The 23,694-nt window shown below is 62.9% G+C and carries 30 protein-coding genes; 12 read left to right on the forward strand and 18 right to left on the reverse strand.

Features of this window, described 5'->3' with window-relative positions; translation table 11 throughout:
- Positions 1 to 15 precede the first annotated feature (15 nt).
- Positions 16 to 891: a glucurono-1,5-lactonase gene (locus INS93_RS14305; protein WP_192983080.1), complete on the reverse strand. Its 876-nt coding sequence runs from the start codon at positions 889 to 891 to the stop codon at positions 16 to 18.
- A 52-nt stretch (positions 892 to 943) separates the two neighbouring features.
- A complete protein-coding gene (locus tag INS93_RS14310) occupies positions 944 to 1,771 on the reverse strand; it encodes an NAD-dependent epimerase/dehydratase family protein (RefSeq protein WP_160019741.1) in 828 nt (275 codons plus the stop codon).
- A gap of 376 nt (positions 1,772 to 2,147) precedes the next feature.
- On the opposite strand from INS93_RS14310, the gene INS93_RS14315 reads away from it, so the two are divergent.
- Complete coding sequence (locus INS93_RS14315) at positions 2,148 to 3,173, forward strand: LacI family DNA-binding transcriptional regulator (RefSeq protein WP_192983083.1); 1,026 nt, start codon at positions 2,148 to 2,150, stop codon at positions 3,171 to 3,173.
- A 5-nt stretch (positions 3,174 to 3,178) separates the two neighbouring features.
- Here the strand turns inward: INS93_RS14315 and INS93_RS14320 are convergent, their stop codons facing one another.
- The 4 genes from INS93_RS14320 to INS93_RS14335 form a co-directional block, all read right to left on the reverse strand.
- The gene (locus INS93_RS14320; protein ID WP_192983086.1) at positions 3,179 to 4,282 is read right to left on the reverse strand and encodes a DUF1513 domain-containing protein; all 1,104 of its coding nucleotides are present in this window, start codon (positions 4,280 to 4,282) and stop codon (positions 3,179 to 3,181) included.
- A 2-nt stretch (positions 4,283 to 4,284) separates the two neighbouring features.
- A complete protein-coding gene (locus INS93_RS14325; protein ID WP_192983089.1) occupies positions 4,285 to 5,346 on the reverse strand; it encodes an imelysin family protein in 1,062 nt (353 codons plus the stop codon).
- 10 nt (positions 5,347 to 5,356) lie between these two features.
- On the reverse strand, positions 5,357 to 6,769 hold the full coding sequence (locus INS93_RS14330) for a di-heme oxidoredictase family protein (RefSeq protein WP_192983091.1): 1,413 nt from the start codon (positions 6,767 to 6,769) through the stop codon (positions 5,357 to 5,359).
- A 116-nt stretch (positions 6,770 to 6,885) separates the two neighbouring features.
- Positions 6,886 to 7,701, reverse strand: coding sequence for a hypothetical protein (locus INS93_RS14335; protein ID WP_192983095.1), 816 nt, complete (start codon positions 7,699 to 7,701; stop codon positions 6,886 to 6,888).
- 145 nt (positions 7,702 to 7,846) lie between these two features.
- On the opposite strand from INS93_RS14335, the gene INS93_RS14340 reads away from it, so the two are divergent.
- Both INS93_RS14340 and INS93_RS14345 read left to right on the forward strand, forming a co-directional pair.
- Positions 7,847 to 8,557, forward strand: a complete 711-nt coding sequence (locus INS93_RS14340; protein WP_192983098.1) for an AzlC family ABC transporter permease — start codon at positions 7,847 to 7,849, stop codon at positions 8,555 to 8,557.
- The gene (locus INS93_RS14345; protein ID WP_192983100.1) at positions 8,557 to 8,886 is read left to right on the forward strand and encodes an AzlD domain-containing protein; all 330 of its coding nucleotides are present in this window, start codon (positions 8,557 to 8,559) and stop codon (positions 8,884 to 8,886) included. Before INS93_RS14340 ends, INS93_RS14345 begins: the two co-directional genes overlap by 1 nt.
- 84 nt (positions 8,887 to 8,970) lie before the next feature.
- On the opposite strand, the gene INS93_RS14350 is transcribed toward INS93_RS14345, so the two are convergent.
- The 8 genes from INS93_RS14350 to INS93_RS14385 form a co-directional block, all read right to left on the reverse strand.
- The gene (locus tag INS93_RS14350) at positions 8,971 to 9,558 is read right to left on the reverse strand and encodes a putative glycolipid-binding domain-containing protein (RefSeq protein WP_192983103.1); all 588 of its coding nucleotides are present in this window, start codon (positions 9,556 to 9,558) and stop codon (positions 8,971 to 8,973) included.
- A gap of 163 nt (positions 9,559 to 9,721) precedes the next feature.
- Entirely contained in the window at positions 9,722 to 10,063 is a 342-nt protein-coding gene (locus INS93_RS14355; RefSeq protein ID WP_192983105.1) for a HopJ type III effector protein, read from the reverse strand.
- The gene (locus tag INS93_RS14360; RefSeq protein ID WP_192983108.1) at positions 10,060 to 10,353 is read right to left on the reverse strand and encodes a DUF1244 domain-containing protein; all 294 of its coding nucleotides are present in this window, start codon (positions 10,351 to 10,353) and stop codon (positions 10,060 to 10,062) included. Before INS93_RS14360 ends, INS93_RS14355 begins: the two co-directional genes overlap by 4 nt.
- A 75-nt stretch (positions 10,354 to 10,428) precedes the next feature.
- The gene (gene folX, locus INS93_RS14365) at positions 10,429 to 10,800 is read right to left on the reverse strand and encodes a dihydroneopterin triphosphate 2'-epimerase (RefSeq protein ID WP_003462464.1); all 372 of its coding nucleotides are present in this window, start codon (positions 10,798 to 10,800) and stop codon (positions 10,429 to 10,431) included.
- Entirely contained in the window at positions 10,800 to 11,360 is a 561-nt protein-coding gene (gene folE, locus INS93_RS14370; protein WP_100546926.1) for a GTP cyclohydrolase I FolE, read from the reverse strand. Before folE ends, folX begins: the two co-directional genes overlap by 1 nt.
- A 22-nt stretch (positions 11,361 to 11,382) precedes the next feature.
- A complete protein-coding gene (gene folM, locus INS93_RS14375) occupies positions 11,383 to 12,093 on the reverse strand; it encodes a dihydromonapterin reductase (protein WP_192983111.1) in 711 nt (236 codons plus the stop codon).
- A gap of 317 nt (positions 12,094 to 12,410) precedes the next feature.
- Complete coding sequence (locus INS93_RS14380; protein ID WP_192983114.1) at positions 12,411 to 12,977, reverse strand: antibiotic biosynthesis monooxygenase; 567 nt, start codon at positions 12,975 to 12,977, stop codon at positions 12,411 to 12,413.
- Between the two features lie 113 nt (positions 12,978 to 13,090).
- Positions 13,091 to 13,528, reverse strand: a complete 438-nt coding sequence (locus INS93_RS14385; RefSeq protein ID WP_192983118.1) for a thiol-disulfide oxidoreductase DCC family protein — start codon at positions 13,526 to 13,528, stop codon at positions 13,091 to 13,093.
- Between the two features lie 89 nt (positions 13,529 to 13,617).
- Here INS93_RS14385 and INS93_RS14390 point away from each other — a divergent pair, with 89 nt between their 5' ends.
- Positions 13,618 to 14,571 carry a MerR family transcriptional regulator gene (locus INS93_RS14390; RefSeq protein WP_192983121.1) on the forward strand — a complete coding sequence of 318 codons (954 nt, stop codon included), beginning with the start codon at positions 13,618 to 13,620 and terminating at the stop codon, positions 14,569 to 14,571.
- A gap of 20 nt (positions 14,572 to 14,591) precedes the next feature.
- Here INS93_RS14390 and INS93_RS14395 read toward each other — a convergent pair whose 3' ends face one another.
- Together INS93_RS14395 and INS93_RS14400 are read right to left on the reverse strand one after the other, a co-directional pair.
- Complete coding sequence (locus tag INS93_RS14395) at positions 14,592 to 15,215, reverse strand: hypothetical protein (RefSeq protein WP_319017551.1); 624 nt, start codon at positions 15,213 to 15,215, stop codon at positions 14,592 to 14,594.
- 50 nt (positions 15,216 to 15,265) lie between these two features.
- Entirely contained in the window at positions 15,266 to 15,712 is a 447-nt protein-coding gene (locus tag INS93_RS14400) for a PAS domain-containing protein (RefSeq protein ID WP_160019724.1), read from the reverse strand.
- Between the two features lie 102 nt (positions 15,713 to 15,814).
- Here INS93_RS14400 and INS93_RS14405 point away from each other — a divergent pair, with 102 nt between their 5' ends.
- The 8 genes from INS93_RS14405 (at position 15,815) to INS93_RS14440 (ending at position 21,310) form a co-directional block, all read left to right on the forward strand.
- Positions 15,815 to 16,264 carry a flavodoxin gene (locus tag INS93_RS14405; RefSeq protein WP_192983123.1) on the forward strand — a complete coding sequence of 150 codons (450 nt, stop codon included), beginning with the start codon at positions 15,815 to 15,817 and terminating at the stop codon, positions 16,262 to 16,264.
- 1 nt (position 16,265) lies between these two features.
- Positions 16,266 to 16,733 (forward strand): cupin domain-containing protein, encoded by a 468-nt coding sequence (locus INS93_RS14410; protein ID WP_192983126.1) that lies wholly within the window; start codon positions 16,266 to 16,268, stop codon positions 16,731 to 16,733.
- A gap of 159 nt (positions 16,734 to 16,892) precedes the next feature.
- Positions 16,893 to 17,669, forward strand: coding sequence for a class II aldolase/adducin family protein (locus INS93_RS14415; RefSeq protein ID WP_417706059.1), 777 nt, complete (start codon positions 16,893 to 16,895; stop codon positions 17,667 to 17,669).
- The gene (locus INS93_RS14420) at positions 17,666 to 18,559 is read left to right on the forward strand and encodes an alpha/beta fold hydrolase (RefSeq protein ID WP_192983130.1); all 894 of its coding nucleotides are present in this window, start codon (positions 17,666 to 17,668) and stop codon (positions 18,557 to 18,559) included. Before INS93_RS14415 ends, INS93_RS14420 begins: the two co-directional genes overlap by 4 nt.
- Positions 18,552 to 19,082 carry a DUF1569 domain-containing protein gene (locus INS93_RS14425; protein ID WP_192983132.1) on the forward strand — a complete coding sequence of 177 codons (531 nt, stop codon included), beginning with the start codon at positions 18,552 to 18,554 and terminating at the stop codon, positions 19,080 to 19,082. The genes INS93_RS14420 and INS93_RS14425 overlap by 8 nt, the downstream gene beginning before the upstream one ends.
- A gap of 112 nt (positions 19,083 to 19,194) precedes the next feature.
- A complete protein-coding gene (locus INS93_RS14430; protein ID WP_160019718.1) occupies positions 19,195 to 20,106 on the forward strand; it encodes an SDR family oxidoreductase in 912 nt (303 codons plus the stop codon).
- A 225-nt stretch (positions 20,107 to 20,331) separates the two neighbouring features.
- Positions 20,332 to 20,916, forward strand: a complete 585-nt coding sequence (locus tag INS93_RS14435; RefSeq protein ID WP_192983433.1) for a DJ-1/PfpI family protein — start codon at positions 20,332 to 20,334, stop codon at positions 20,914 to 20,916.
- Between the two features lie 91 nt (positions 20,917 to 21,007).
- Positions 21,008 to 21,310, forward strand: coding sequence for a ribbon-helix-helix domain-containing protein (locus tag INS93_RS14440; protein WP_192983134.1), 303 nt, complete (start codon positions 21,008 to 21,010; stop codon positions 21,308 to 21,310).
- Positions 21,311 to 21,550: 240 nt separating this feature from the next.
- Here the strand turns inward: INS93_RS14440 and INS93_RS14445 are convergent, their stop codons facing one another.
- Complete coding sequence (locus INS93_RS14445) at positions 21,551 to 23,038, reverse strand: ATP-binding protein (protein WP_192983136.1); 1,488 nt, start codon at positions 23,036 to 23,038, stop codon at positions 21,551 to 21,553.
- Positions 23,035 to 23,691, reverse strand: coding sequence for a response regulator transcription factor (locus tag INS93_RS14450; protein ID WP_192983138.1), 657 nt, complete (start codon positions 23,689 to 23,691; stop codon positions 23,035 to 23,037). The genes INS93_RS14445 and INS93_RS14450 overlap by 4 nt, the downstream gene beginning before the upstream one ends.
- Positions 23,692 to 23,694 lie beyond the last annotated feature (3 nt).

Consider the following 23,694-nt stretch of genomic DNA (forward strand, 5'->3'; position numbering starts at 1 on the left):
CCGGGGTGAATCGGATCAGGGTTGGAAGGCAGGCTCCTCGATGCCGCGTACACCGGCCTGCAGGGCGAATACACCACCTGCCAGTGGCTGGTCGGAGAGATCGCCGCCGGGGCGGATCGAGGTCACGTACAGGGTGTCCAGATTGGCGCCACCGAAGGCGCACATGGCGGGCTTCTTCACCGGCACGGCGAGCGAGCGATCCAGGCGGCCGTCGGGGGTGAAACGGTGGACCAGGCCTTCGTCGTTGCCGCAGATCCAGTAGCAGCCGTCGACATCCATCGCCGCGCCATCGGGGCGGCCCGGGTGCTGTGTCATGTCGATGAACAGGCGGCGGTTGTGCGGCGTGCCGCTGTCGATGTCGTAGTCGAAGGCCCAGACGCTCTGCACGCTGGGATGCGAATCAGACAGGTACATGATGCGGCCGTCGGGGCTGAAGGCCAGGCCATTGGGCACGATGAAGTCGTCGAGCACCTGTTGCAACTGACCGTCGTAGCGATACAGCGCGCCGACGCGGGCACCGGCGGCCATATCCAGCAGCATGGTGCCGGCCCAGAAGCGACCCTGGCGGTCGCAGCGACCGTCGTTGAAGCGCATCTGCGGGCGGGCATGTTCGACCTGTGCCAGGCGCTCTGCCTGTACGCTGCCATCGTCTTGCGGACGCAGATGGAAGATGCCGCTCTGCATGCCGGCGATCCAGCCGCCGGCAGGATGCATGGCGATGCAGGCGAGCATCTCGTCGGCCTGCCAGCTCTGCGTCTTGCCGTCGGCCGCGGACCAGCGATGCAGGCGGGCGGCAGGGATGTCGACCCAGTAAAGAGCCTGTTCGGCAGCGTTCCACACCGGGCTTTCACCCGTGGCGTTGCGCGCATCGACAATCAGTTCGGCTGTCATGGCTGTGGCGCTCTACGTGTTGTTATGGCTTGGGGCGGTCGAGGGGTGCTGTTCAGTCGTCGCCGAACGGGCCGGCGGCAACGAAGGCTCCACCCTGGTAGATGCGCGCCGGGTCGTCAGCGGCCGGCATGGGCTGCGCTTGCACCTTGTCGCGGAAGACTTCCGAGCTGTCCTTGGGCGTGAAGCCCAGGTGCGCGGCCTTGCTGTTGTCCCACCACACATCGCGGTTATCCGACATGCCGTAAACCACGGTGTGGCCGACGTTCTCGGTATACAGGCAACGTTCGAGCAGGTGGGTAAGGTCGTCGTAGCTCAGCCAGGTGCTCATCATGCGGCGGTTGGCGGGTTCGGGGAACGAGGAGCCGATGCGGATGCTGACGGTTTCGATGCCGTAGCGATCGAAGTAGAAGCTGGCCATGTCCTCACCGTAGGACTTGGACAGGCCGTAGTAGCCATCCGGGCGACGCAGGCAGTTGGCGTCGAGGTGTTCGTCCTGCTTGTAGAAACCGATGACGTGGTTGGAACTGGCGAATACAACGCGTTTCACGCCATGGCGGCGCGCCGCTTCGTAGACATGGAATACGCCACAGATGTTGGCGCCGAGAATTTCTTCGAAGGGGCGCTCGACCGAGACGCCACCGAAGTGCAGGATGGCGTCGACGCCTTCGATCAGTTGATGCACGGCGGCTTTGTCTGCCAGATCACAGCGCACCACTTCTTCGTGGGGGCCGGCAGCCGGTGCCATCTCGCCGATGTCGGACAGACGCAGGATAGTGGCGTAGGGGCGCAGACGTTCGCGCAGTACCTTGCCCAGCCCGCCGGCAGCGCCGGTCAGCAGCAGGCGATTGAAGGGGCGCAGTTCGCTGGAGATCGTGGTCATGGCGGGGCCTGGACTCTTGTTGCTTGTTGTTATTGGTTTGTCATACGTTGTCGTATGACTTGGACCGATTATCAGCACCATCCCAGGTAATGTCAACGCGACAGTGGGGGGAAATTGAGGTCTTCAGTCTGCGTTTCACTGAGCAGCTCCAACCTGTAAAACACTCATGATTAGTAAGGGAAACTGCAGCTCGGTAGGCTCTAATACGGTGTTCTCTTGTGTTCGTACAGTGTATTTGAACATCGCGCGAGTGGTCTCAGGCAGGTGCAGGCCCGGCATTCTCGGAGCTTATATGACTAAAGTTGTATGACAACGTATCTCGGCTGAAATGAAGTACCTCTATGATGCGAGGCGCTCGAATGACTGGAGGCGTGACATGGGCAGGAAACCTGCTGGCATCCGCAGCAGTGCGGTCCCGACACTGATCGATGTCGCCAGGGTGGCGGGGGTGTCGCCGATCACCGTATCGCGGGCACTGGGCCGCCCCGAAGTGGTTACCGATACCACCCGCAAGCGCGTATTGGAGGCGGTACGGGCGACCGGTTATGTGCCGAATCTCGCGGCAGGCTCTCTGGCGTCCAGTCGCAGCCGGCTGGTGGCAATCTTCCTGCCGACCATTGCCAACTCGATTTTCGCTGACACCGTGCAGGCGCTGACTGACCGCCTCGCGGCTGCCGGTTACCAGACCTTGCTGGGTCTTACCGGCTACAGCCCCGAGCAGGAGGAAGCCTTGCTCGAGGCCGTGTTGGGTCGTCGACCGGACGGTATCGTGCTGACTGGCACCGAGCACACCTTGGCGAGCCGTGAGCGCCTGGCGCGAGTCGGTATCCCGCTGGTCGAGGCTTGGGATCTGTGTGAGCACCCGGTGGACATGCTGGTCGGCTTTTCGCACGAGGCCGTGGGCCAGGCGGTGGCGCGCTATCTGATCGGCAAGGGCTACCGCCGGGTCTCGGCGGTGGGCATCGATGACCCGCGTGGTATGCGTCGTTATCGCAGTCTGGTCGGCGCGCTGCAGGGGCACGCTGCAGCGCCGGTGGCGGCTCAGATCCTGCCTGCGCCGGCGACCTTGGCGGTTGGCCGCGAAGGCCTGGCGCGCCTGCTGCAGGAGGGTGCCGCTGGCGAGGTGGTGGTCTGCAGCTCCGACACCGTGGCACAAGGCGTGATGGCCGAGGCGCTCAGCCGTGGCCTGCGCATCCCTGAAGATCTTGCGGTGATGGGTTTCGGCGACCTGTCCAGTGCGGCGCACACTTACCCGCCGCTTTCCACCGTGCGGGTGGACGGACCGCGTATCGGCTGCGCTATCGCCGATGCCCTGCTGGCGCGCTTCGCCGAACCGGCGGCGGCACGCCAGCCACTGCGCCTGGACGTCGGGTTCGAACTGATCGAGCGCGGCAGCGCCTGAGCCCGTCAGGCCAGGCGCAAGTGGTTGTCCCACAAGCCGGCAGGTAGCTGCAGGGCGTTGGTGACGATGCGCTCACCGCGGCAGTCGTACAGCCGGCAGCGTCCCTGGCCCGAAGTGACCACGAAACCGTCGGCAACCGCGCCGACGCCTGCGCAGTCCGGCAATGGCACATCCAGACGCACCTGGGCGCTGTCCAGGTCCCAGATGAAGAAGCGGTTGCCGCGCGGTGCGGTCATCGCCAGCAGGCGCAATTCATCGTGGATCGCCACGCTGGCGGTGTACTGGTTCATGGCCACGCGTTGCGTCTCGCCCAGGGCGAAAGGCTGGAACGGTTGGCCGGGGCGCTTGATTGCCAGCAGCGGCACCTGATCATGCAGGTCGCCCATGTACTGCTGGCCGCTGACCACCGTGCCGTCACGGGCCACGGCCAGGTGGCGGATGCTGTTGCGCTGGTCGGCCAGATACTCCTGGCTGACCAGGCTGCCGTCGCGCCTGATCAGCACCAGGCTGGCCTGCATGGCGTCGAGATTCATGTCCACGCGGCTTTCCGCTTCAGTGCGAATGCCGCCATTGGCCACCACCAGGGTTTCGCCATCGGGCATCCACAGCAGCTGGTGCGGGCCGACGCCGTGGCTACTGTGCTCACCGTCACGCAGCAGATGCTCACCTTGCAGGCGATAAACGCCAATGACGCCCCGGCCTGGCTCAGTGGTGTCGTTCTCGGTGGCGTACAGCCACTCACCGCCCTTGTGGAACACCGCATGGCCGTTGAAGTGGCGGCTGGCCGGCGAGCTGAGCGTCTGCAGCAGGCGACCATCGCGCGTGTCGATCAGGTAGCTTTCGGTACTCGGGCGGCGGCCGACGAACAGCGCCATAGGCAAGCTCGGGTGCGGCACCACATCGTGGCAGCGCTCGTTCACCTGTGTGGCGAAGGCGCGTTCGCCGTCGAGGCGATAGCCGACCGCATAGTGTTTGCCGTCACCGTCGTCACGGGCCGACAAAAGCAGCGGCTGTCCCGATGGGCCGAACAGCGTCCAGCCACCGAAGGCGCCTGCCGCCGCCAGGCTGGCAGCGGCGGCGCTGAGGCCGAGAAAGGCTCTGCGTTGCATGCTCAGTCCCCGTCGTGGGCGTTGAAGCCGATCTGCACGTTGAGCGCCCTGGCCAGTTCGCCTTCCTGCAGGCGGTGCAGGCGATTGAGGCTGTCGTACAGCTCGTTCAGGGCAGTGCGACCGGCTTCATCGGCGAGCAGCTCACCCAGGGGGCTGTCGAGTGCTGCCAGGCGTTGGCGGGTGTCCTGGTAAGCGGCGTCGATACGTTTTGCCAGGTCAGCCTGGTCGTCGCCCAGCAGTGACTGAATACCGTCACGGTTGCTGCCGTGCCACAGCAATTCGGCGTTGGCCAGTGCGGCGCCCTGGTTGGCCAGGCTGCCGGCACTGCGCCAGGCTTCGGCCTGGTAAGGCTGGGCGATGCCCTTGCTCTGCCGACCCATCGGGGCGCCGAGTTTCTTCTTCAGGCCATCCAGGGCGCTGACCTGAACGCGCAGCAGTTCGGCGATCGCTTCGTTGGAGTCGGCGTAGCGCTCGTTGGGGAATGTCTTCAGCTGTTCGGCCATGCCAGGCTTGGCCTGCCATTCGCCGACGATCTGCGCCGCCAGAGCCTGCTGGTGCTTACCGATGGCTTGCAGCAGTGGGCAATAGCGCGCTTTCTGTTCGGCCTGGGCGAGGTCCAGGTTGGGGTCGAACAGCATGTATTCGTAGGCGGTGAGGCCCTGAACCACCACGCTGGCATTGGACAGGTCATCCGCGCTCAGCTGCGGCTTGTTCTTCAGCAGGGCTTCGACCTGGCGCTGTACCAGGTTCTTCTTGTCAGGCCAGAACTGGATCTGCCAGGCGCGGTTGCCTTCGGCCAGCGGCCCGACCAGCAATGGCTGCAGGCCGGCCCAGGCGCTCTGTGCCCCGAGAAAGGCCTGGCGCGCGGCACTCAGATCGGTGCTGCCTGCGCAGAAGGCTTCGGCACTCGCCGCCAGTTGACGGTCAGCTTCCTGCCAACTGCTGTAAGCCGGTAACAGGACGCCATCGGTCAGCGCGGCACTGACCTTGGCTTGCGGGTCCTGCTGGCCACAGCCGACCAGGGCCAGGCCGAGCAGGGAGGCGATCAGGGTTTTGTGCAACATCGCAGGCTCCTCAGAGGGAATTCAGGAAGGCGAGCAGCGCTGCTCGCTCGTCGGCATCGAATTTCAGCACATGCAGCTTGGCCGCTTCGGCCTCGCCACCGTGCCAGAGAATGGCTTCCAGCAGGTTGCGCGCACGGCCGTCATGCAGGAACTGAGTGTGACCATTGACCGCTTGCGTCAGGCCAATGCCCCACAACGGCGCCGTGCGCCATTCGTGACCGGTGGCGAGAAACTCCTCGCGGCCATCGGCCAATCCATCGCCCATGTCGTGCAGCAGCATGTCTGTATAAGGGCGGATCAACTGGTTGGCCAGTTCCGGCTCCGCCGCATCGGCCGACGTGGTGAAGCTGGGTGTATGGCATTTCTGGCAGCCGGCCTGATGGAACAGGCTCTTGCCCTTGAGCACCTCGGGCGCGTCGACGTCACGCCGCGCCGGCACACCCAGGCTGCGGCTGTAGAACAGTACGCTGGCCAGGATATTGTCGCTGACCTCCGGTTCGCCGCCATGGGGCGCGGCCAGGCAATCGCCCTGCGCCGCTGTGCAGTTGTCGTGAGGGATCAGCGAGCTGGTCAGGCCCATGTCATTGGCGAAGGCGTCGGCATTCTGCTGATTGAGATTGGGCTGGCCAGCCTTCCAGCCGAAACGGCCGAGCACGCTGCGCTGCTGCTGACGGTCCCAGACCCGATTGGGGCGACCGGAAATACCGTCACCATCGGCGTCGTCCGGGTCGGCGCCTGCCAGGATATCCGCTTCGGCAATGGCTTCGAGCAGGCCGAGGCCGATCATCGGCGGGGCGATACGTGTGGAGAACAAGGTATCGGCGCGCATGGCCCCATAGCCGAGTTGACTGATTTCCAGCTGCGGCTTGCGCAACTCCACCAGGGTGCCGTCGGCAAAACGCACGGGCACGTTGCTGTAAGTCAGGCGGACCTTGCCTTCGGGCGCTACGCCAGGATTGGCCATGTCCTGCAGTTGGGTACCGTAGCTGGGTTCGGCGACGACGCCCTGACGCACCAGCACTTCGGCATGCTCGGGGCCGGCCGGCACTGAAAGGCGCACCAGCATCGAGGCGGCGCTGACTGCATCCGGCCCCGGTGGATGGCCACGGCCATCCTTGATGTGGCAGTTCTGGCAGGCATTGGTATTGAACAGCGGGCCCAGGCCATCGCGAGCGGTGGTGGTGGCTGGCGCCGTGACCCAGGGATTGCGGAAGAAGCTGTTGCCCACGGCAAAATCCAGGCGACGGCTTGGCGCCAGGTTGGCCGAGGGCAGGGAGAAGGCGTTGTGATCGAACTTGCGTACCGTCGCCGCACCCGCAGACAGGGCCTCACCAGGTTCTGGCGCAGTGAAGTGCGGTTGCTGCTCGCAAGCGATCAGAGTCAGGGCCATGAAGGGCAGCAGGCAGCGCTGGAGCGGCGACATCGATGAACAATCCGAACGGCAGGAAAGCGGGGCGCCAAGATTAGCAGGCTAACGTAATTTAAATAAGATGGATTAGCGTTAGCTGGACGTGGCCAGAGGTCGCGGCTGCATCCTCCTCATCGAGATGACGCAGACGCATTCTGCACGGGACGCTGAGCGCCGGGCCTGTTCACTTCGATGTACCACTTTGGCTGCATGGCGCCGAAGTCGGTGCGGATGTTCGAGGGCAGGTAGCTGGTCGAATCCAATACGTGCATCTGACCTGGCGAGCGTTCGAAGACCACCCAGTGCCAGAAGTCGCGATCGTTCTTCTGGTGGTGCTTGATGGCCAGCAGAGCCAGATCCGGCAGGCGCTCCCACGATACGAAGGGCGCTTCGCCTGGGGTGGCCGTTGCACCTCCCGTGGCCAGCAAACGCCTGACGTATTGGCTGTCGGACCACAAGGATTCGTCCTCGGCATGAATGCCCATGGCGTTGGCGATTGCCTTCATCTCGGCGTAGGTCGTGCCGAGAATGTTGGCTGCTGCGGCAATACCGCAGCCGCTGACTTCTTCTTGCACGACACAGTTGGGCGCGTATTCGGTGAGATTGGCCTGCGGCACCCAGCCTGATTCCACGCCATCTTCGCGTGTACACCAGAACCAGCCATTGAGGCTGCGCGACGCGCTCAGCCGCTCGCCGACGCGTACATCGAGCTCACGGGCGGTATAGGCCTCGCGTGCGCGGGCGTGCACGTCATCAAGCCGTTCGATGACCTGGCCGGGAACCCAGCCGGCTTCCTGACCAGGTGTGCTGCAGAGGAACCAGTTATCCCAGCCTTCGTCGCCCTGATACGCCTCGCCAACCGTGAGCGGCGCACCCTCGGTGAAAGTGATCGGGTTGGGAAATTCGCTGATGTGGGCTGTGGTGACGATGAAAATTTGCAGATCCATATGCATCCAACTGAGGTGATCCGTGGAGAGGGCGTCACACAATAGAAGAGATGCCCTCGTTGGCCCAGCCTCTTTTCATTTAGAGCAAGAACGTTCAAGACCTGCTCGAGGCGCTTGGCTAAGCTCGCCTGCTCAAGGAGGTTCCATGTCTCGTCATCAAGAATTCACTCAGGGCGCCCGCGATATGCTGCCGATGCTGCTCGGCGCCATTCCTTTCGGCATCATCTTCGGCAGCCTGGCAGGTGCTGCCGGGCTCGATCCCTGGCAGACGCAGGGCATGTCCGTGCTGGTATTCGCAGGCTCAGCGCAGTTCATCGCCATCAGCCTGTTGAGCGGCGGCGCCGGTATTGCCGTGGTGTTGCTGACCACCTTCGTGGTCAATCTGCGCCATGCCCTGTACAGCGCCAGCCTGCAGCCATACGTGCGCCATCTGCCCAAGCGCTGGCGCATGCCGTTGGCTTTCTGGCTCACCGATGAGGCCTATGCGGTGGTGGTGCAGCGCTACACGCGTGGTGACAAGGGCGCTTACCGCCATTGGTACTTTCTCGGCGCGGCCCTGGCCATGTACTGCAACTGGCAGCTGTGCACGCTGGCCGGCGTGCTGTTCGGCCAGGCGGTGCCGAACATCGGTGAATGGGGGTTGGATTTCGCCATGCTGGCGACCTTCATCGGTATTGTCGTGCCCATGCTGCGCAATCAGCCGCAGGTCGCTGCGGCTCTGGTCGCGGCAGGCGTGGCGCTGGCGTGTCATGAGCTGCCGTACAAGCTCGGGCTGATGGCGGCCGCGGCCAGTGGCATCGTCGTCGGCGTGTGGTTGGAGCGGCGCAAGCCGATGCTGGAGGAGGAGCTGGTCTGATGGATATCTGGTTGCTGATCCTGGGCATGCTGGCGATCACCTTCGTCACCCGCTACAGCCTGTTCGCGTTCCCTGAGCTGCGTTTTCCGCCGTTGATCAGGCAGGGGCTGCATTACGTGCCGACTGCAGTGCTGACGGCCATTGTCGTGCCCGGCATGCTCATGCCGGATGGGCAGAGTTGGTCGCTGAGCTGGAACAACGCCTACCTGTTGGCGGGCCTGGTTGCCATTGCCATCGCCGCTTTCACGCGGCACCTGCTGGCAACCATTGGAGGTGGATTGTTGGTGTTCTTCCTGCTGCGCTGGGCGTTCGGGCAACTGCCGATCTGAGTGGTACCGGCCGTAGGGTGCGTCGTGCGCACCAGAATGCCAGCGAAAACTTCGGTGCGCGCGGCGCACCCTACTGGTGTGCCGTTACACCAGTGCGCTGACTTTCAGGTCGCGCTGGCTCAGGCGCAGGTATTGCTGCTCAGCCTTGAGCAGCAGCGCGTGGTCGTCGACGCTCAGTTCTTCATGAGCATGACCTTCTGCCTGGCTGCGGTAGAGGCTTTCACCAGGGTGGCGACGCAGGCACTGGTAGCGCTGCCGGCGTGGTTCCACCTTGAGGCTGAGCATGTCGATATAGGCGACTTGCATCTCATCGCTCTGGCCAGTCTCCAGCGCACTGCGCTGCAGGGCAGGTGTGTGGGTGAAGGGCGAGGCCGAGAGCATGACATGTTGGCATTGCAGCAGATCAGCGCGCGGTTCGCCGTTGAGCAGCCAGTTGCCACGCAGATCACGCTGTAGGCAGAGGTTGCGCTGGCCATGGTTGTCGACCTTGAGCCAGAGGCGGCGGAAGCGCCAGCCCGGATCGCAATCGATCATGTAATTGGCAACGATGCTGTTGCCCTTGATGACCTGCATGAGATGGCTGGTGGCTTGGATGCCATTGGCATCCTGACTCAGGCGCAGGGTTTCCACGCCAGGATTGCACCACGGTTTCCATACCAGGGTTTGCTGCATCGGTCGACTCCATGCCGAGCGCGAAACAGGAGGGAAGGGCGGCGGCTGCGCGCAGAACACGTTCCCTCGTGTTCCATGTTGTGATGGCGCGCAGCATAGCGTGATGGCAATGTGATGTCTGTCAGCCTTTGCCGACAGTTGCGCAGTTTTTTGCGCTACAGATTCAGATTCTGGGTTTGAGCGGTTGCTGCTCGAACTTCACGCCGTCCAGGCCGTGGTTCATCAATGCGCGAATGTTGCTGTGATCACTGCCTTGTGGCGTGGCCAGCACGCTGCGGTAGTGCTCGCCGAAGGCGCGCAGCGCTTCGTCCTTGCTCAAGCCTTCCAGGAGGGCCAGGCCCAGGGTCTTGCAGGAGCCTTCGTTCTGTCCGGCAGCGTTCTCCACATCACCGTTACGGAAGGCGCTGGGTTGATAGTCGTAGTGCTCGGCGACGAAGGCCAGGGTTTCGCTGAAGGCGTAGTCGTCTTGTTGCAGGCGCTTGCGCAGCTCGTTGAGCGCGGTCATTCATGCTTTCCTTTGGTAAATGCGGCTTTCTGCTCGGCCGAGGCTTCTTGCTGATACTTGGCCTTCCAGTCGGCATAGGGCATGCCGTACACCGTCTCGCGGGCCTGGTCGGCGCTCACTTCGACACCGAGGTCGTCGGCCGCGGCCTTGTACCATTTGGACAGGCAGTTGCGGCAGAAACCGGCCAGGTTCATCAGGTCGATGTTCTGCACGTCAGGACGTGTGCGCAGGTGCTGCACCAGCGCACGAAAGGCTGCAGCTTCCAGTTCGAGGCGTTCTTGCTCGGTCATGGTGGGCTCTCCGGGAATGGGTGGCGGCGATGATAAGAGCCTCGCCGGAGAGCGGCAAGCCGCGCAAAGCGGCTGTCAGCGATGACCGGCGAGCGTGATGGAGACCGACTCGGCGAAACGCAGGGCATGAGGTTTGTCCACTTCCACTTCGGCGTAACGCACGGCCTGATGGGTCATCACCAGGTCGAGAATCTCCTGAGTCAGGCGTTCGAGCAGGGCGAAGCGATTGCCTTCGACATGAGCGATGATGGCCTTGGTGATGGTGCGGTAGTTCAGCGCATGCTCGATATCGTTGACCTCTACCGCATCGACGGCGGGGTAGAGGATGGTCAGGTTGATCAACACGTCCTGCTTGTTGTTGATCTCTTCTTCCTTGATGCCGATGTAGGTGCGCAGGCGCAGGTCCTTGACGCGGATGCGCGCCATTCCGGGTTCCAGTCGCGGCATTAGTTGTTCCGTCCGATCAATTGCAGAAATTCGTGGCGAGTGTTGCAGGACTCGCGGAAGGCGCCAAGCATCACCGAGCTGCTCATCACCGAATTCTGCTTCTCAACGCCGCGCATCATCATGCACATGTGCTTGGCCTCGATCACCACCGCCACACCAGCAGCATTGGTCACGCGAGCGATGGCATCGGCGATCTGCTTGGTGAGGTTTTCCTGGATCTGCAGGCGCCGCGCGTACATGTCTACGATGCGCGCGACCTTGGACAGCCCGAGCACCTTGCCGGTGGGGATGTAGGCGACATGCGCCTTGCCGATGAAGGGCAGCAGATGGTGCTCGCACAGCGAGTACAGCTCGATGTCCTTGACGATCACCATCTCGTCGTTGTCGGACTCGAACAGCGCGCCGTTGACGATCTCCTCCAGCGACTGCTGGTAACCATGGCAGAGGTACTGCATGGCTTTGGCCGCGCGTTTGGGCGTATCGAGCAGACCCTCGCGCTCCGGGTTTTCACCGAGGCCTACGAGAATTTCGCGGTATTGCTGGGAAAGGGGTTGGCTCATGGCAGTGTCCTGAGCAGTCGCCTCACTTGAGGTGGCGGCCGCCGTTGAGGGTAAGTGTCGTTCCGGTCATGTAGGCGTTGTCCAGCAGATAGCGCAAAGTCTGGTAGAAGGCCTGCGGGCCGGGTTCTATGCCCAGCGCCGATTTGGCCAAGGTCTTGGTCCGGTAGGCGTCGTCGTCACCATCGTTGAACATCAACAGCGCCGGAGCGATGGTGTTGACCTTAATGCGTGGCGCCAAGCGCGCGGCGAACGACAACGTCAGGCTTTCCAGGCCCGCCTTGCTCGCGCAGTACGCGGGGCGATTGGCGCTGCCCTTGCGCACCACGTCGTCACTCACGTGCACGATGTCGGCGTGTTGCGACTGCAGCAGCAGCTCGCTGCAATGCAGGTTGATCAGGTAGGGCGCAAGCATGTGCACGCTGAACAGCTGACGAAAGACCTGCGCTTCTTCGCCTGGCGTTTCCGCCAGCCACTGCGAGGCGTTGTGCACGATCGCACGCAGGCCGCTGCACTGCGCCTTGACCAGCTCGATGAACGCCATGATGCCGCTCTCATCACTGAAATCAGCCTGCAGGGCGATGGCACCGCGCTCACGCAGCTGCGCAATATCGTCACGCATCTGGCGGTAGCTGATGATCACCGGCTGGCCTTCGTCGAGCAGACGTTCGGCGCAGTAGAGGCCGACCCTCTGGCCGGCGCCGGTGATCAGAATTGGGAAGCTGGCAGCGCTCATGTGCAACTCGTGAGAAAGAAATGAAGGCCTGGCTCGTACCGCCTCGGGATACCTGACCAGTGGCAGGCGGTACTCACCAGGCCGTGGATAAAGCTATACCAGAGTCGCAGGTTGTACAACCATGTGCGGCATGTGGTTTTGCTATCAGGCTGAGTGAATTAGCCTATTTTGCTGAGTTTTAAGGATTTTTACTGAGGAGGCCGAGAGGCGGATTTTGTACTTTACCTGTACGCATTGTTATTTTTGTACAGATATTGGTTGCTTGTACAACAAAATCGGCCAGCACGAGGCTGGCCGAGTGGTAGAGATGGATGCTTTCAGGGCTTGCCGATGCTGGCGGTTCGTCTGCCCAGGCGCTGCGGGTAGTTACCTTGTAGCCAGGGCTCCAGCAGGCGAGTGGAAAGTGGGATGAACCAGTAGGTCATCAGCGGCGTCAAGGCCAGTGTCGACAACAGCACGCGGGTGACCAACGAAAGGTCGGCGAGCCAGGGGCCCAGCAGCAGATTGAAAGCCAGGGATACCGGAAAGAACGCCAGCCAGATCGCCACGCTCTGCTTCCAGCGCGGAGGCTGTCGATGGGTACTGCCGAACCAGGCGTCAAGGCCGACTGCGCGCTTTTCCTGCGGTTGGGCAAAAAGGCCCGCACCACGCTGCAGCCAGGCCTGGCGTGAGGCCGAGTGCTCCCAGGAAGCCATGGTCTGTTCGTCGCTGAAACGGAAAACGATCTGGAACTCATCATCACCGGCAGGCGGTGCCAGTACGCCGGAGCCGAGGTAGCCAGGGAAGTCGGTGGCCAGGTGTTCGCCTTCACGTAGCCAGGCGATGAAATCGTGATAACGGCCATTGGCAACGCGGCGCGCCACCATCAGGGTAACGGGGGACATTGTGTATCTCCTCGAGTGTTGCCGTCAGCCGGGGTATGGCGTTGGGCGTGGTCGAACACGGGGTGTTGTGCTCGACGAACAATGCAGCAAGGATTATTCCCGTTTTGCGGAAATTAGCCAGCCCTGCCTGATGGCGGACGTTGGCCGGAGCAAACCTTGCCTTTACGGCAACGTGTTGCACCGTCAGGGTGCGGAAGTCGCGCCAAGTGGGGGCGCAGGCGGCAGAACAACCGATAGCCCCACTCCAGCAGCGGACGCAGCGGTCGCCAACGCAGCGGCGCAACCCAGATTCCCAGTCCGGCCGCCTCCCAGCTCCACAAGCTGGCATCAAGGCCCAGCAACCACTCGCCATCGGCCCAGCGTGCGTGCAGGCGATCCTGCATCGCGTTCAGGGGCACACCCAGCGGCATCGGATCGAAGTCAGCGGCGGCAATATCTACCAGCAGCAGTCGCTGTGGTGACGCATGCCGCCTGAGCATGCCGATTTCGCGTGCGCAGAGCGGACAGTCACCGTCGTAGTAGAGGGTCAATGGCCAGGCAAGGTTGTGCATGAAATCACCTTGTACAGTTCTTGCACAATGTAAGCCTGCCTTAGCTGGGTTACAATGCGCTCATATTCGTTGCCGTGATGCCCGAAGCCATGCCAGAACTCGCCTCCGTCACATCGCTTGCGTCCAGCGCTTTGAAGCAGGAAGAGCTGTTCCCCATCCGCGAGGTTTCTCGCCTTACCGGCGTCAATCCGGTCACCCTGCGTGCCTGGGAGCGGCGTTACGGCCTGATTCAACCGACGCGTACCGACAGCGGCCATCGTCTCTACTCACAGGCCGATATCGATGCCGTGCGCAGCATCCTCGCCTGGATCGAGCGTGGCGTCGCGGTCAGCAAGGTCGGCTCGATCCTGGCCAAGAGCGCCAGCAGTCGCAGCGTCGCCACGCCGGCCTACAACGAAGTCAGCAGTGACGACTGGAGTCAGTGGCAGGGCCAGGTGCGCAGTGCGCTGCAGAATTTCGATGAGCCTCGTCTCGAGCGCTTGTATGGGCAGATTTTCTCCTGCTATCCGCTGCCGGTCGTGTTCCAGGACATTTTCATGCCGGTCTGGCAGGAGTTGCTGCTGCGCCAGGACGAAGTCGGCCTGCGTGGCGAGTGGCTGATGCTCGACGGTTTCCTGCGTGGGCGCTGCTGGCAGCGTCTGCAGTTGGGGCGCGATGATTCGCGTGAGTGCGTGCTGCTGGTGGCGCTACCGGGTCACTGTCGGGAACTGGAGTTGCTGGTTGCAGCGTTGCTGTTAGGCAATCAGGACGTCGGCGTGTCGGTGATGGGCCCTGGCGTACCCATGACCGACCTGGCCCTGGTCTGTGAACGCATGCAGCCCCAGGCACTGGTGGTCTTCAGCAATCAGCCGCCAGGTGAGGAGTTCCCGCGGCAACTGGCGCGCCTGGCGCTGGGTCTGGCATGTCCGCTGCTGCTGGCCGGTGACAGTGCCGATCTGGCAGAGGAGAGCCTGGCTGGTTCGCCCATTGCCTGCCTGGGTAATGAAGGACGCCTGATGCAGCGTCGTATGCAGCAGTTTCTGGCTGGCCATCTCGATACCTGAGGCGGCCCAGGTTACGAGCTTCAGCTGACTGCTGCAGGCTGCGACTGTTGTTCGTTGTGCTGTTCGAAGAGGTACTGACGCAGGGTCTGTTCATCTTCCGTATGCAGCGTCTGCAGGTTGTAAGCGTAACGCTTCTGGCTGACGCGCCTTGCGAGCCGCGCGCGCAGTTGAACGCGGCGCTCCTGGGGCAGAAGCAGTTGCAGCAACTGATCCTTGGCCGGCGTGCCTGTTCTGCTGTATTCCACCAGGATTCCGTTGTTCGATAGCTCCAGCGCCTTCAGGCCACTGGGCTGGTCGCTGCCATCCAGCAGTGCCAGCGCTGTGGGCAGAACGAGACGCCATGGGCGTTCGTTCACCCCTTGTTCGAAGATCAGCGGTGCGCCCAGTTCCAGGCGCGACTGGCTGTGGCCGTCCTGGATCAGGTGCAGGGGAAAGCTCAGGTGCTGATTATCGGTGTGCGTGTCCAGGCTTAGCTGCTCTTCGTTGCCCAGGCGCGCCAGAAGCTCACTGAGTTGTTCGCCCAGAGCCAGTCGCGGCGCAGGGTGAGGGCGCCGCTTTTGCGGAGGTTTGAAGAGGATCGTCTGGATGAAATCCAGTTCGTCCTTGGTGAGCAGCGGGTCGCTTTGCATGGGATGAGACTGCACGGGGTCAAACTCATCTGACTGCGCTGGCGAAGGATAGTTTTATCCGTTCGTCAGCTTTTAAGGCGCGCCAGCTCGGCTTTCAGCTCGGTGACCTCTGCCTCCAGCTCACGCACCCGCTGCTTGGCTTCGACCTGTTCGGTGACATCCTTCTGGATACCGATGTAGTAGGTCAGTTGGTCGCTTTCGTTGAGCACCGGAGTGATCGATAGCTCGTTCCAGAACGCGCTGCCATCTTTGCGGTAGTTACGAATGATCTGTCGACAGGGCTTGTTCGCCTTGACCGCTTCGCGAATGGCCTGCAGGCCGAGCTGTGCGCGGTCATTGCCCTGCAGGAAACGGCAATCCTGGTAGAGGATGTCATCGCAGGGGTAGCCGGTCAGGCGCTCGAATGCCGCGTTGGCGTAGATCAGAATATTGTCTTCGCCCTCCTGCTCGGCCACCACGATCCCGTCGTTGGAGGCGTCGACTACCAGTTGCAGCAGTTTGGCATTGATCATGAGTCCGGTTCCGCGATGGATATGCGCTGCATTCTAAAACATCGGGTCGGCCTGTCCACTTGCGGCATAATACGCGGCGTTTTTCCTGTTTCCGGAGTTGTCATGAAAGTCGCCATTCTCTCGGGCTCGGTCTACGGCACGGCCGAGGAAGTCGCTCGCCACGCCGAGCGCCAGCTCAAGGCCGCCGGGCTGGATGCCTGGCATAAAGCGAACGTGAATATCGAGGAGCTGCTGGCCTTCGCGCCGGACGCCTTCCTTGCCGTCACGTCCACCACCGGTATGGGCGAACTGCCGGATAACCTGCTGCCGCTGTACAGCGAAATCAGAGACCGTTTGCCGGCCTGGAGTGGCAAGCCGGCTGCAGTGCTGGCGCTGGGCGACTCCAGCTATGACACCTTCTGCGGCGGCGGTGAACTGATGCGTGAGTTGTATGCCGAGCTGGGCCTGCGTGAAGTGGTGGAAATGCTGCGCCTGGACTCCAGTGAAACCGTCACGCCTGAAACCGATGCCGAACCCTGGCTGCAAGCCTTCGTGGCAGCGCTGAAGGCCTGACGTGCACCCGCGCGCTCGCCAGTTGATCGACAGCCTTGGGCTTGCCGCACATCCCGAGGGCGGTTACTACCGTCGTCTGTTCGTTTCGGCGCAGCGCGATGCTCAGGGCCGGGCAGCTTCCAGTGCCATTCTGTTCCTGCTGCCGGGTGGTGCGGTCAGCCGCTGGCATCGGGTCGACGCCGATGAGCTGTGGCATTTTCACGAGGGCGACCCCCTGCAGTTGTTGATCGCCGACACGCCCGACGCGGTGCGTTGCGAGCTGCTTGGGCCGGCAGCAGAAGGGCAAATGCCGCAGCGCGCGGTCGCGGCCCATGCCTGGCAGGCGGCGCGCTCGACAGGCGCTTATACGCTGGTCGGCTGCAGCGTGGCGCCGGAGTTCCAATTCGAGGGCTTTCGCCTGCTGGCCGATGATAGCGCCGCTCAGGCACAGTGGCCGCTGCTGGCTCGCGATTACCCCGAGCTGTTTTGACCGGCGATAAAAGCGGCGAATACCTGCCTATCGCACCACGGCGCGCCAGAGCCGTGACCCGCAAAGCCATCAAGATGGCTGCCAGGGCAACTACCGCCAGCGACGCGCCTGGCTAGACTGCGGACACCACCGACCAACAAGAATATCGAGGTGACCGCCGTGAATGCTCCGCTGCAACTCCCTGCCGTGAAGAATCTGGTTTCCGAGGCCGAATGGCGTGCACGCGTCGACCTCGCCGCCTGCTACCGGCTGATCGCTCTCTATGGGTGGGACGACCTGATCTTCACGCATATCTCTGCCAAGGTACCGGGCACCGAGGACTTCCTCATCAACCCCTATGGCCTGATGTTCCACGAAATCACGGCGTCGAGCCTGGTCAAGGTCGACCTGGCGGGCAACAAGCTGATGGACAGCCCGTTCGACATCAACCCGGCCGGTTACACCATTCACAGCGCCGTGCACGAGGTGCGCCACGACGTCGGTTGCGTGCTGCACATCCATACGTCTGCCGGCATCGCCGTGTCGGCGCAGAAGCAGGGCTTGCTGCCGCTGTCGCAGCAGTCACTGTTCGTCCTCGCCAGCCTGGCCTACCACGGTTATGAAGGCGTGGCGCTGAATCATGACGAGAAAGCGCGGCTGCAGGCGGATCTGGGCGACAAGAACTTCATGATCCTGCCCAACCATGGGCTGCTCACCGCTTTCGGTGGCATCGCCGACGCTTTCCTCGGCATGTTCGTCCTGCAGCGTGCCTGCGAGATTCAGGTCATGGCGCAGAGCGGCGGTGCCGAGCTGATTCACATTCCGCAGCAGATTCTCGACGGCGCACGGGCAATGATCGCCGGCGTGATGAAAACGCCGCAAGGCATGGGCGGCGCGCTGCCCTGGCCAGCGCTGCTGCGCAAGCTGGACCAGCAGATGCCGGGTTACGACCAGTGAGCGAGCTGCCAGGCATTGCCCTGGATGAATGGCGCGGGCAAAGCCAGGTGCTGGACTTTCGGGGTCACAGGATCCGTTACTGGACCGCTGGAGACACAGAAGCCCAGCCGCTACTGCTGATCCACGGCTTTCCCAGCGCCAGCTGGGACTGGCATCGTCTGTGGGCGCCGCTGGCCGAGCGTTACCGGGTGATCGCCTGCGACATGCTTGGCTTCGGTTACTCGGCCAAGCCGCGTGGGCATGCCTATAGCCTGCTGGAACAGGCTGATTTGCAGCAGGCACTGCTGGCCCATATCGGCGAGCAGCGCCCGGTGCATGTGTTGGCTCATGACTATGGCGACAGCGTTGCCCAGGAGTTGATCGCACGGCATCAGGACGGGCAACTGCAGTTGGCCAGCTGCGTGTTCCTCAACGGCGGTCTGTTCCCCGAAACGCATCATCCGGTGCGGGTGCAGAAGTTGCTGCTCGGGCCGCTTGGTCCGCTGATCGGGCGATTGTTCTCACGGCGCAAGCTGGCGCAGAGTTTTGCCCGTATCTTCGGCCCGCACACCCAAGCCAGCGAAGCCGAACTGGATGCCCTGTGGCAACTGGTGGCGTACAACAACGGCCCGGCAGTGATGCATCGCCTGATTCGCTACATGCCCGAGCGGCGCCAGCAACGGCTGCGCTGGGTCACGGCGATGCAGACAACGACACTGCCAATGCGGGTGATCGACGGCGCCTTCGATCCAATTTCTGGTGCACATATGGTGGCGCGCTACCGTGAGTTGATCGCAGACGCCGACACCGTTCTACTCGACGGCATCGGCCACTATCCGCAGCTGGAGGCGCCGGCTGCGGTGCTCGAGCATTACCTGCAGTTTCGCGATGCCAGGAGCCCGCATGCGTAGACGTACCCTGCTCAAAGGCGCCGTGTTCGGCGGAGCCGCCGCACTCGGCGCCGGCTACTGGGCCTTGCCTGCCGAGCCACGGCCGGCGGCTGTCAGCCTGGAGGGCGCACGCCAGGTGCTGGCGGACCTGCACGGCAAGACGCTGCAGAGCATTCGCGGCTGGAGCCCGAGCGAGGTGTTCAATCACTGCGCGCAGAGCATCGATTACTCCATCGACGGTTATCCAGAGCTGAAACCGGCCTGGTTTCGCCACAGCCTGGGGCCTGCCGCGTTCGCCGTGTTCAGCGTGCGCGGCGCCATGCGTCATCCGCTGGACGAGGTGATTCCCGGCGCTGCGTCTCTGCTCGAACCGGTTAGCCAGGGCTTGGCGTTGCAGCGCCTGCATATGGCCTTCGAGCGGTTCGCCAGCTACAGCGGTGAGCTGCAGCCGCATTTCGCCTATGGCGCGTTGGAACATGGCGAATACGCCGAGGCGCACGTGTTGCACCTGTACAACCACCTGAGCCTGATTCGCATCGCCTGAGCGCGCATAAGGTCGCATTATCGGCCGTCATTCAGCGCCCGCGCGCGTCTTGTGAAGCGTGCGGGGCTGCCTGACACTCGGCGCATTCACAACCTGCCCGAGGAAGCTGTCGATGAGCGATGCCATCCGTTTCGAAGATCAAGTGGTCATAGTCACCGGTGCCGGCGGTGGCCTGGGCCGCGCCCATGCGCTGCTGTTCGCTCGTCATGGCGCCAAGGTGGTGGTCAACGATCTGGGTGGTAGCACCCATGGTGAAGGGGCCAACGCTTCGGCGGCCGACAAGGTGGTGGAAGAGATTCGCGCCTTCGGCGGTACTGCAGTGGCGAACCATGACTCGGTCACCGACGGCGACAAGATCGTGCAGACGGCGCTGGATCATTTCGGCCGTATCGATGTGCTGGTCAACAATGCCGGCATTCTGCGCGACAAGAGCTTCCACAAGATGGAAGATGCCGACTGGGATCTGGTCTACAGGGTCCATGTCGAAGGTGCCTACAAGACCACTCACGCGGCCTGGCCCCACTTGCGCGAGCAGAACTTCGGCCGTGTCATCTTCACCTCGTCGACCTCCGGAATCTACGGCAACTTCGGCCAGAGCAACTACGGCATGGCCAAGCTCGGCCTGTACGGGCTGACCCGTACCCTGGCCATCGAAGGGCGCAAGAACAACATTCTGGTCAACGCCATCGCACCAACCGGTGCGACGCGCATGACCGAAGGACTGATTCCGCCGCAGGTGTTCGAGCAGCTCAAACCCGAGCTGGTCAGCCCGTTGGTGGTGTACCTCGGTAGTGCCGCTTGCCAGGACACCGGCGGCCTGTTCGAGGTCGGCGGTGGTTGGGTGGGCAAGGTGCGCTGGGAGCGCAGCCTGGGCGCCGGTTTCGACCCCAGCGCGGGCTTCAGCCCCGAGGATGTCGCTGCCCAGTGGCAACGTATCTGCGATTTCGAAGGCGCTGCACACCCGGCCGACAACGTCGAGGCGCTCAAGGAGATGATGGCGAACCTGCAGAAGTACGCACTCTAGAGCACATGCGGACACTGAAAGCCCGGTAGTGATCATATAAAACGCTCAATGCGGCGTTTGGCAGGAGCCCCGAGGCGAAGCTTTGCCAGGCCCTGCCGCTCTGGTTCGCGGCGGGGCGCGGCTCCCACATAGTCGGTGTCTGTGCAGTGAGTAGTACCCGGCTGTTACCTGTCGGAGGAAATAGGGGCGAATAATGGCATTCGTTCCACCTACCTTCAGGAGACGATCATGGCTGCCAAGAAGATTCTCATGCTGGTCGGCGATTACGCCGAGGACTACGAAACCATGGTGCCATTCCAGGCACTGCAGATGGTCGGCCACACCGTGCATGCGGTCTGCCCGGACAAGGTGAGCGGCCAGACGGTACGCACCGCTATCCACGACTTCGAGGGCGACCAGACCTACAGCGAGAAGCCGGGGCACAACTTTGCGCTCAACTTCGATTTTGCCAAGGTCCGTGCCGAGGACTACGACGCTCTGGTCATTCCCGGTGGCCGTGCTCCCGAGTACCTGCGCCTGAATGCCGACGTCATCGCGCTGGTGAAGGCCTTCACCAGCGCCGACAAGCCCATCGCTGCCGTCTGCCACGGTGCCCAGTTGCTGGCGGCCGCCGGGGTGCTGGAGGGACGCGAGTGCAGTGCCTATCCTGCTTGTGCGCCGGAAGTGGCGTTGGCCGGTGGCAAGTACGTGGAAATCCCGGTGGATCAGGCGCGCGTACAGGGCAAGCTGGTCACCGCGCCGGCCTGGCCTGCGCATCCGGCCTGGCTGGCGGCGTTTCTCAAGGTACTGGGTACTGAAATCCGCTTGTAGCTGACGTAGCCCGGATGCAATCCGGGGCCGCACCATTGTCGGCATCCCCGTATTGCATCCGGGCTACGACGCTCGTGAGGAGATAAAACCAATGTGCGAACTCTATGTGAAGGCCGACCCGATTCTCTACGAATCGCGCGCACGCTCATTGCGCATCCGCGGTGTGGTCACCACGTTGCGTCTGGAAAATCAGTTCTGGGACATCCTGCGCGAAATCGCCGAAGTCGATGGCATGACCACCAACCAGCTGATCGCCAAGCTGCATGACGAGGTCATGGATTTTCGCGGCGAAGTGGTCAATTTCGCCTCGTTCCTGCGGGTCAGCTGCACCCGCTACCTGGCACAGAAGGCCGGGCGTCAGGTGCCGCTGAGGGTGGTCAGTGCAAGCGGCTGAGTCACTGGTACATCCAGAAGTTCGGGTGCTCCTGCACGTTCGGTGTGGTCGGCTGCTGGCTCGGTTGGGATTGCTGGAAGAAGCGTTTGATCAGGCTCATGCGAAGTTACTCCTGTAGGTAGTGGCTGTTGAACAGGTGTGCATGATCGGAGAAGCGCTTTGATTGATAAAACGGATTGTCTCTATCTTTGTGATTGGGTATGGCTATACCTGACCATCGATATTTGTCGTTGCGATCATTCAGGCAAGGCTGCCGGGACGCCGGGGTAAGCGCACGCTGACACGCAGGCCGCCGAGCGGTGACTCATCGAGGGCAATACTGCCCTGATGCAATTCAACGATGCGGCGCACGATGGACAAGCCCAGCCCGGCGCCCTGGCCTTCGCCAGCGCGGAAGAAGCGCTCGAACAGCCGCTCGCGCAACGCTGCAGGCACACCGGGGCCGCTGTCGAGTACCTGCAGCAGCAGGTCCTCAGTGGTGGCCTGCAGCTGTACCTGAACGCAGCCGCCCGCCGGGGTGTACTGCACGGCATTGCTCACCAGATTCTGCAGCAGGATACCCAGGCTGGGCGCGTCCGCCGGCAGGTGGTAGTCGCCTGGTTCCTGAGCGTCGAGAACCAACTCCTGGCCGCGATTGAGCGCCAGGGGTGTCAGTTCGGCCAGCTCGCCACGCAGGAAGGCAAGCAGGTCGAGGTGATCCATGTTCAGGCGGATGCCGTTGGGGTCCAGGCGTGCCAGTGTCAGCAGTTGTGCGACTACGCGGGTGGCGCGGTCGACACCGCTGCCCAACTGTCTCAGCGCCTCTTCGCGGTCGCCGGCATCCGGCGCCTCGAGTGCGTTCTGGGCGTGGATGCGCAGCACCGCCAACGGCGTACGCAGCTCGTGGGCGGCATCGGCGATGAAGCGCTTTTCCTGTTCGAGCAACTGGTTGACCTGCATCAGCAGGCGATTGAGCGCGGCGGCCATCGGCTCCAGCTCGTTGGGTAGTGGCGGGAAGACCAGCGGCGCCAGGTTGTCCGGGGCGCGGCCGCGAATGGCATCGGCCATGCGTTTGAGCGGATACAAACCCCAACCCACGGTCAGCCATAGCAGCAGGCCGACGATGGGCAGGCCGATCAGCAGCGGTTGCAGGCTGCGTCGGGCAATCTTGCCGATCAGCTCGCCGCGCACGTCTTCGCGCTCACCTGCCAGTACCCAGTGGTGATCGCGACTGTCATGCAGCACGAACACGCGCCAGCGATGCTCGCCGATATTCAGAGTGTGATAGCCGATCAGGTAGCGGGCCAGTTGGACCAGGCGCTCGCGCATGGGCTGGTCATCCTTGGGCAGCGCCAGGCCGAGCTGCGCGATCATGTTGTTCAGCAAACCAGGTGGGGCACTGGCAGACTGGAACAGCAGCTCGCCATCGTCATCGAGCATCTGAAAGGCCAGCTTACCCTCGTATTCGTGACCGAGCAGGTTGTCCGGGTTGCGCGCGCTGTGCAGCAGCAGCGCTTCGTCGAGCACTGCCTGCATCTCACCGCGCTCGTTCTCGCTGAGGTCGTGGCGTACCAGGCCCATGAGCAGGCGCGCAGTCTGCGACAGCTGAGCGTCGAACAGCTCGCGCACCTCATGCACCGAGTCGTTGTAGATCTTGTGGCTGATCAGCCCGAAGCTGGCCGCTACCAGCAGCAGTAGCAGGGCGAGCATGCGGGTACGAATGGAACCGAAGGTTTTCAGCAGCCTCATTTGTCCACCAGATAACCGACGCCGCGCACGGTGCGGATCAGCTCCGGGAAGAATTTCTTGCGCAGGTGGTGCACGTGCACTTCCAGGGCGTTGCTTTCCACTTCCTCATCCCAGCCATAGAGCGCCTGTTGCAGCTTGTCGCGGGTCAGCACGCGACCGGGCTGGATCAGCAGTTCGTGCAGCAAGAGAAATTCCTTGCGTGGCAGGTTGATGACCTGGCCCTGGTATTCGACCACCTGGCTGGCCGGGTCGAGACTGATGCCGCGGTATTGCAGTGCCGGTTGCGGGCGCTGGAAGCTGCGCCGCAGCAGGGCACGCAGGCGTGCCTTGAGCTCGGCGACATCGAAGGGCTTGACCAGGTAATCGTCTGCGCCGGCATCGAGGCCCGCGATGCGGTCGTTGGTGGCGTCACGTGCGGTGAGCACCAACACTGGTACCGGGTTGGCCGCTGCGCGCAGGTGCTTGAGCACCTGCAGGCCGTCCATGCGCGGCAGGCCGAGGTCGAGAATGGCCAGCTCGAAACTCTCGTGGCTCAGCGCATGCAGCGCGCTGGCGCCGTCCTGCAGCCAGTCCACGGTATAGCCTTCGGGTTTCAGCGCGGTGCGAATGCCTTCGCCCAGGGCCTGGTCGTCTTCGACGAGAAGAATGCGCATGGT

The sequence above is a fragment of the Pseudomonas sp. EggHat1 genome, from assembly GCF_014892995.1.
Lineage (GTDB): Bacteria > Pseudomonadota > Gammaproteobacteria > Pseudomonadales > Pseudomonadaceae > Aquipseudomonas > Aquipseudomonas chaetocerotis.

What these genes read in the sequence shown, in the direction of transcription:
- INS93_RS14320 (WP_192983086.1), bottom strand. Translation starts at nt 4,282, where the DNA reads ATGCAACGCAGAGCCTTTCTCGGCCTCAGCGCCGCCGCTGCCAGCCTG.
- INS93_RS14335 (WP_192983095.1), bottom strand. Translation starts at nt 7,701, where the DNA reads ATGGATCTGCAAATTTTCATCGTCACCACAGCCCACATCAGCGAATTT.
- INS93_RS14390 (WP_192983121.1), top strand. Translation starts at nt 13,618, where the DNA reads ATGCCAGAACTCGCCTCCGTCACATCGCTTGCGTCCAGCGCTTTGAAG.
- INS93_RS14360 (WP_192983108.1), bottom strand. Translation starts at nt 10,353, where the DNA reads ATGACCGAGCAAGAACGCCTCGAACTGGAAGCTGCAGCCTTTCGTGCG.
- INS93_RS14355 (WP_192983105.1), bottom strand. Translation starts at nt 10,063, where the DNA reads ATGACCGCGCTCAACGAGCTGCGCAAGCGCCTGCAACAAGACGACTAC.
- INS93_RS14450 (WP_192983138.1), bottom strand. Translation starts at nt 23,691, where the DNA reads ATGCGCATTCTTCTCGTCGAAGACGACCAGGCCCTGGGCGAAGGCATT.
- INS93_RS14405 (WP_192983123.1), top strand. Translation starts at nt 15,815, where the DNA reads ATGAAAGTCGCCATTCTCTCGGGCTCGGTCTACGGCACGGCCGAGGAA.
- folM (WP_192983111.1), bottom strand. Translation starts at nt 12,093, where the DNA reads ATGAGCGCTGCCAGCTTCCCAATTCTGATCACCGGCGCCGGCCAGAGG.
- INS93_RS14330 (WP_192983091.1), bottom strand. Translation starts at nt 6,769, where the DNA reads ATGTCGCCGCTCCAGCGCTGCCTGCTGCCCTTCATGGCCCTGACTCTG.
- INS93_RS14440 (WP_192983134.1), top strand. Translation starts at nt 21,008, where the DNA reads ATGTGCGAACTCTATGTGAAGGCCGACCCGATTCTCTACGAATCGCGC.
- INS93_RS14325 (WP_192983089.1), bottom strand. Translation starts at nt 5,346, where the DNA reads ATGTTGCACAAAACCCTGATCGCCTCCCTGCTCGGCCTGGCCCTGGTC.
- INS93_RS14445 (WP_192983136.1), bottom strand. Translation starts at nt 23,038, where the DNA reads ATGAGGCTGCTGAAAACCTTCGGTTCCATTCGTACCCGCATGCTCGCC.
- INS93_RS14380 (WP_192983114.1), bottom strand. Translation starts at nt 12,977, where the DNA reads ATGTCCCCCGTTACCCTGATGGTGGCGCGCCGCGTTGCCAATGGCCGT.
- INS93_RS14345 (WP_192983100.1), top strand. Translation starts at nt 8,557, where the DNA reads ATGGATATCTGGTTGCTGATCCTGGGCATGCTGGCGATCACCTTCGTC.
- folX (WP_003462464.1), bottom strand. Translation starts at nt 10,800, where the DNA reads ATGCCGCGACTGGAACCCGGAATGGCGCGCATCCGCGTCAAGGACCTG.
- INS93_RS14340 (WP_192983098.1), top strand. Translation starts at nt 7,847, where the DNA reads ATGTCTCGTCATCAAGAATTCACTCAGGGCGCCCGCGATATGCTGCCG.
- INS93_RS14430 (WP_160019718.1), top strand. Translation starts at nt 19,195, where the DNA reads ATGAGCGATGCCATCCGTTTCGAAGATCAAGTGGTCATAGTCACCGGT.
- INS93_RS14310 (WP_160019741.1), bottom strand. Translation starts at nt 1,771, where the DNA reads ATGACCACGATCTCCAGCGAACTGCGCCCCTTCAATCGCCTGCTGCTG.
- INS93_RS14425 (WP_192983132.1), top strand. Translation starts at nt 18,552, where the DNA reads ATGCGTAGACGTACCCTGCTCAAAGGCGCCGTGTTCGGCGGAGCCGCC.
- folE (WP_100546926.1), bottom strand. Translation starts at nt 11,360, where the DNA reads ATGAGCCAACCCCTTTCCCAGCAATACCGCGAAATTCTCGTAGGCCTC.
- INS93_RS14305 (WP_192983080.1), bottom strand. Translation starts at nt 891, where the DNA reads ATGACAGCCGAACTGATTGTCGATGCGCGCAACGCCACGGGTGAAAGC.
- INS93_RS14315 (WP_192983083.1), top strand. Translation starts at nt 2,148, where the DNA reads ATGGGCAGGAAACCTGCTGGCATCCGCAGCAGTGCGGTCCCGACACTG.
- INS93_RS14400 (WP_160019724.1), bottom strand. Translation starts at nt 15,712, where the DNA reads ATGATCAATGCCAAACTGCTGCAACTGGTAGTCGACGCCTCCAACGAC.
- INS93_RS14350 (WP_192983103.1), bottom strand. Translation starts at nt 9,558, where the DNA reads ATGCAGCAAACCCTGGTATGGAAACCGTGGTGCAATCCTGGCGTGGAA.
- INS93_RS14385 (WP_192983118.1), bottom strand. Translation starts at nt 13,528, where the DNA reads ATGCACAACCTTGCCTGGCCATTGACCCTCTACTACGACGGTGACTGT.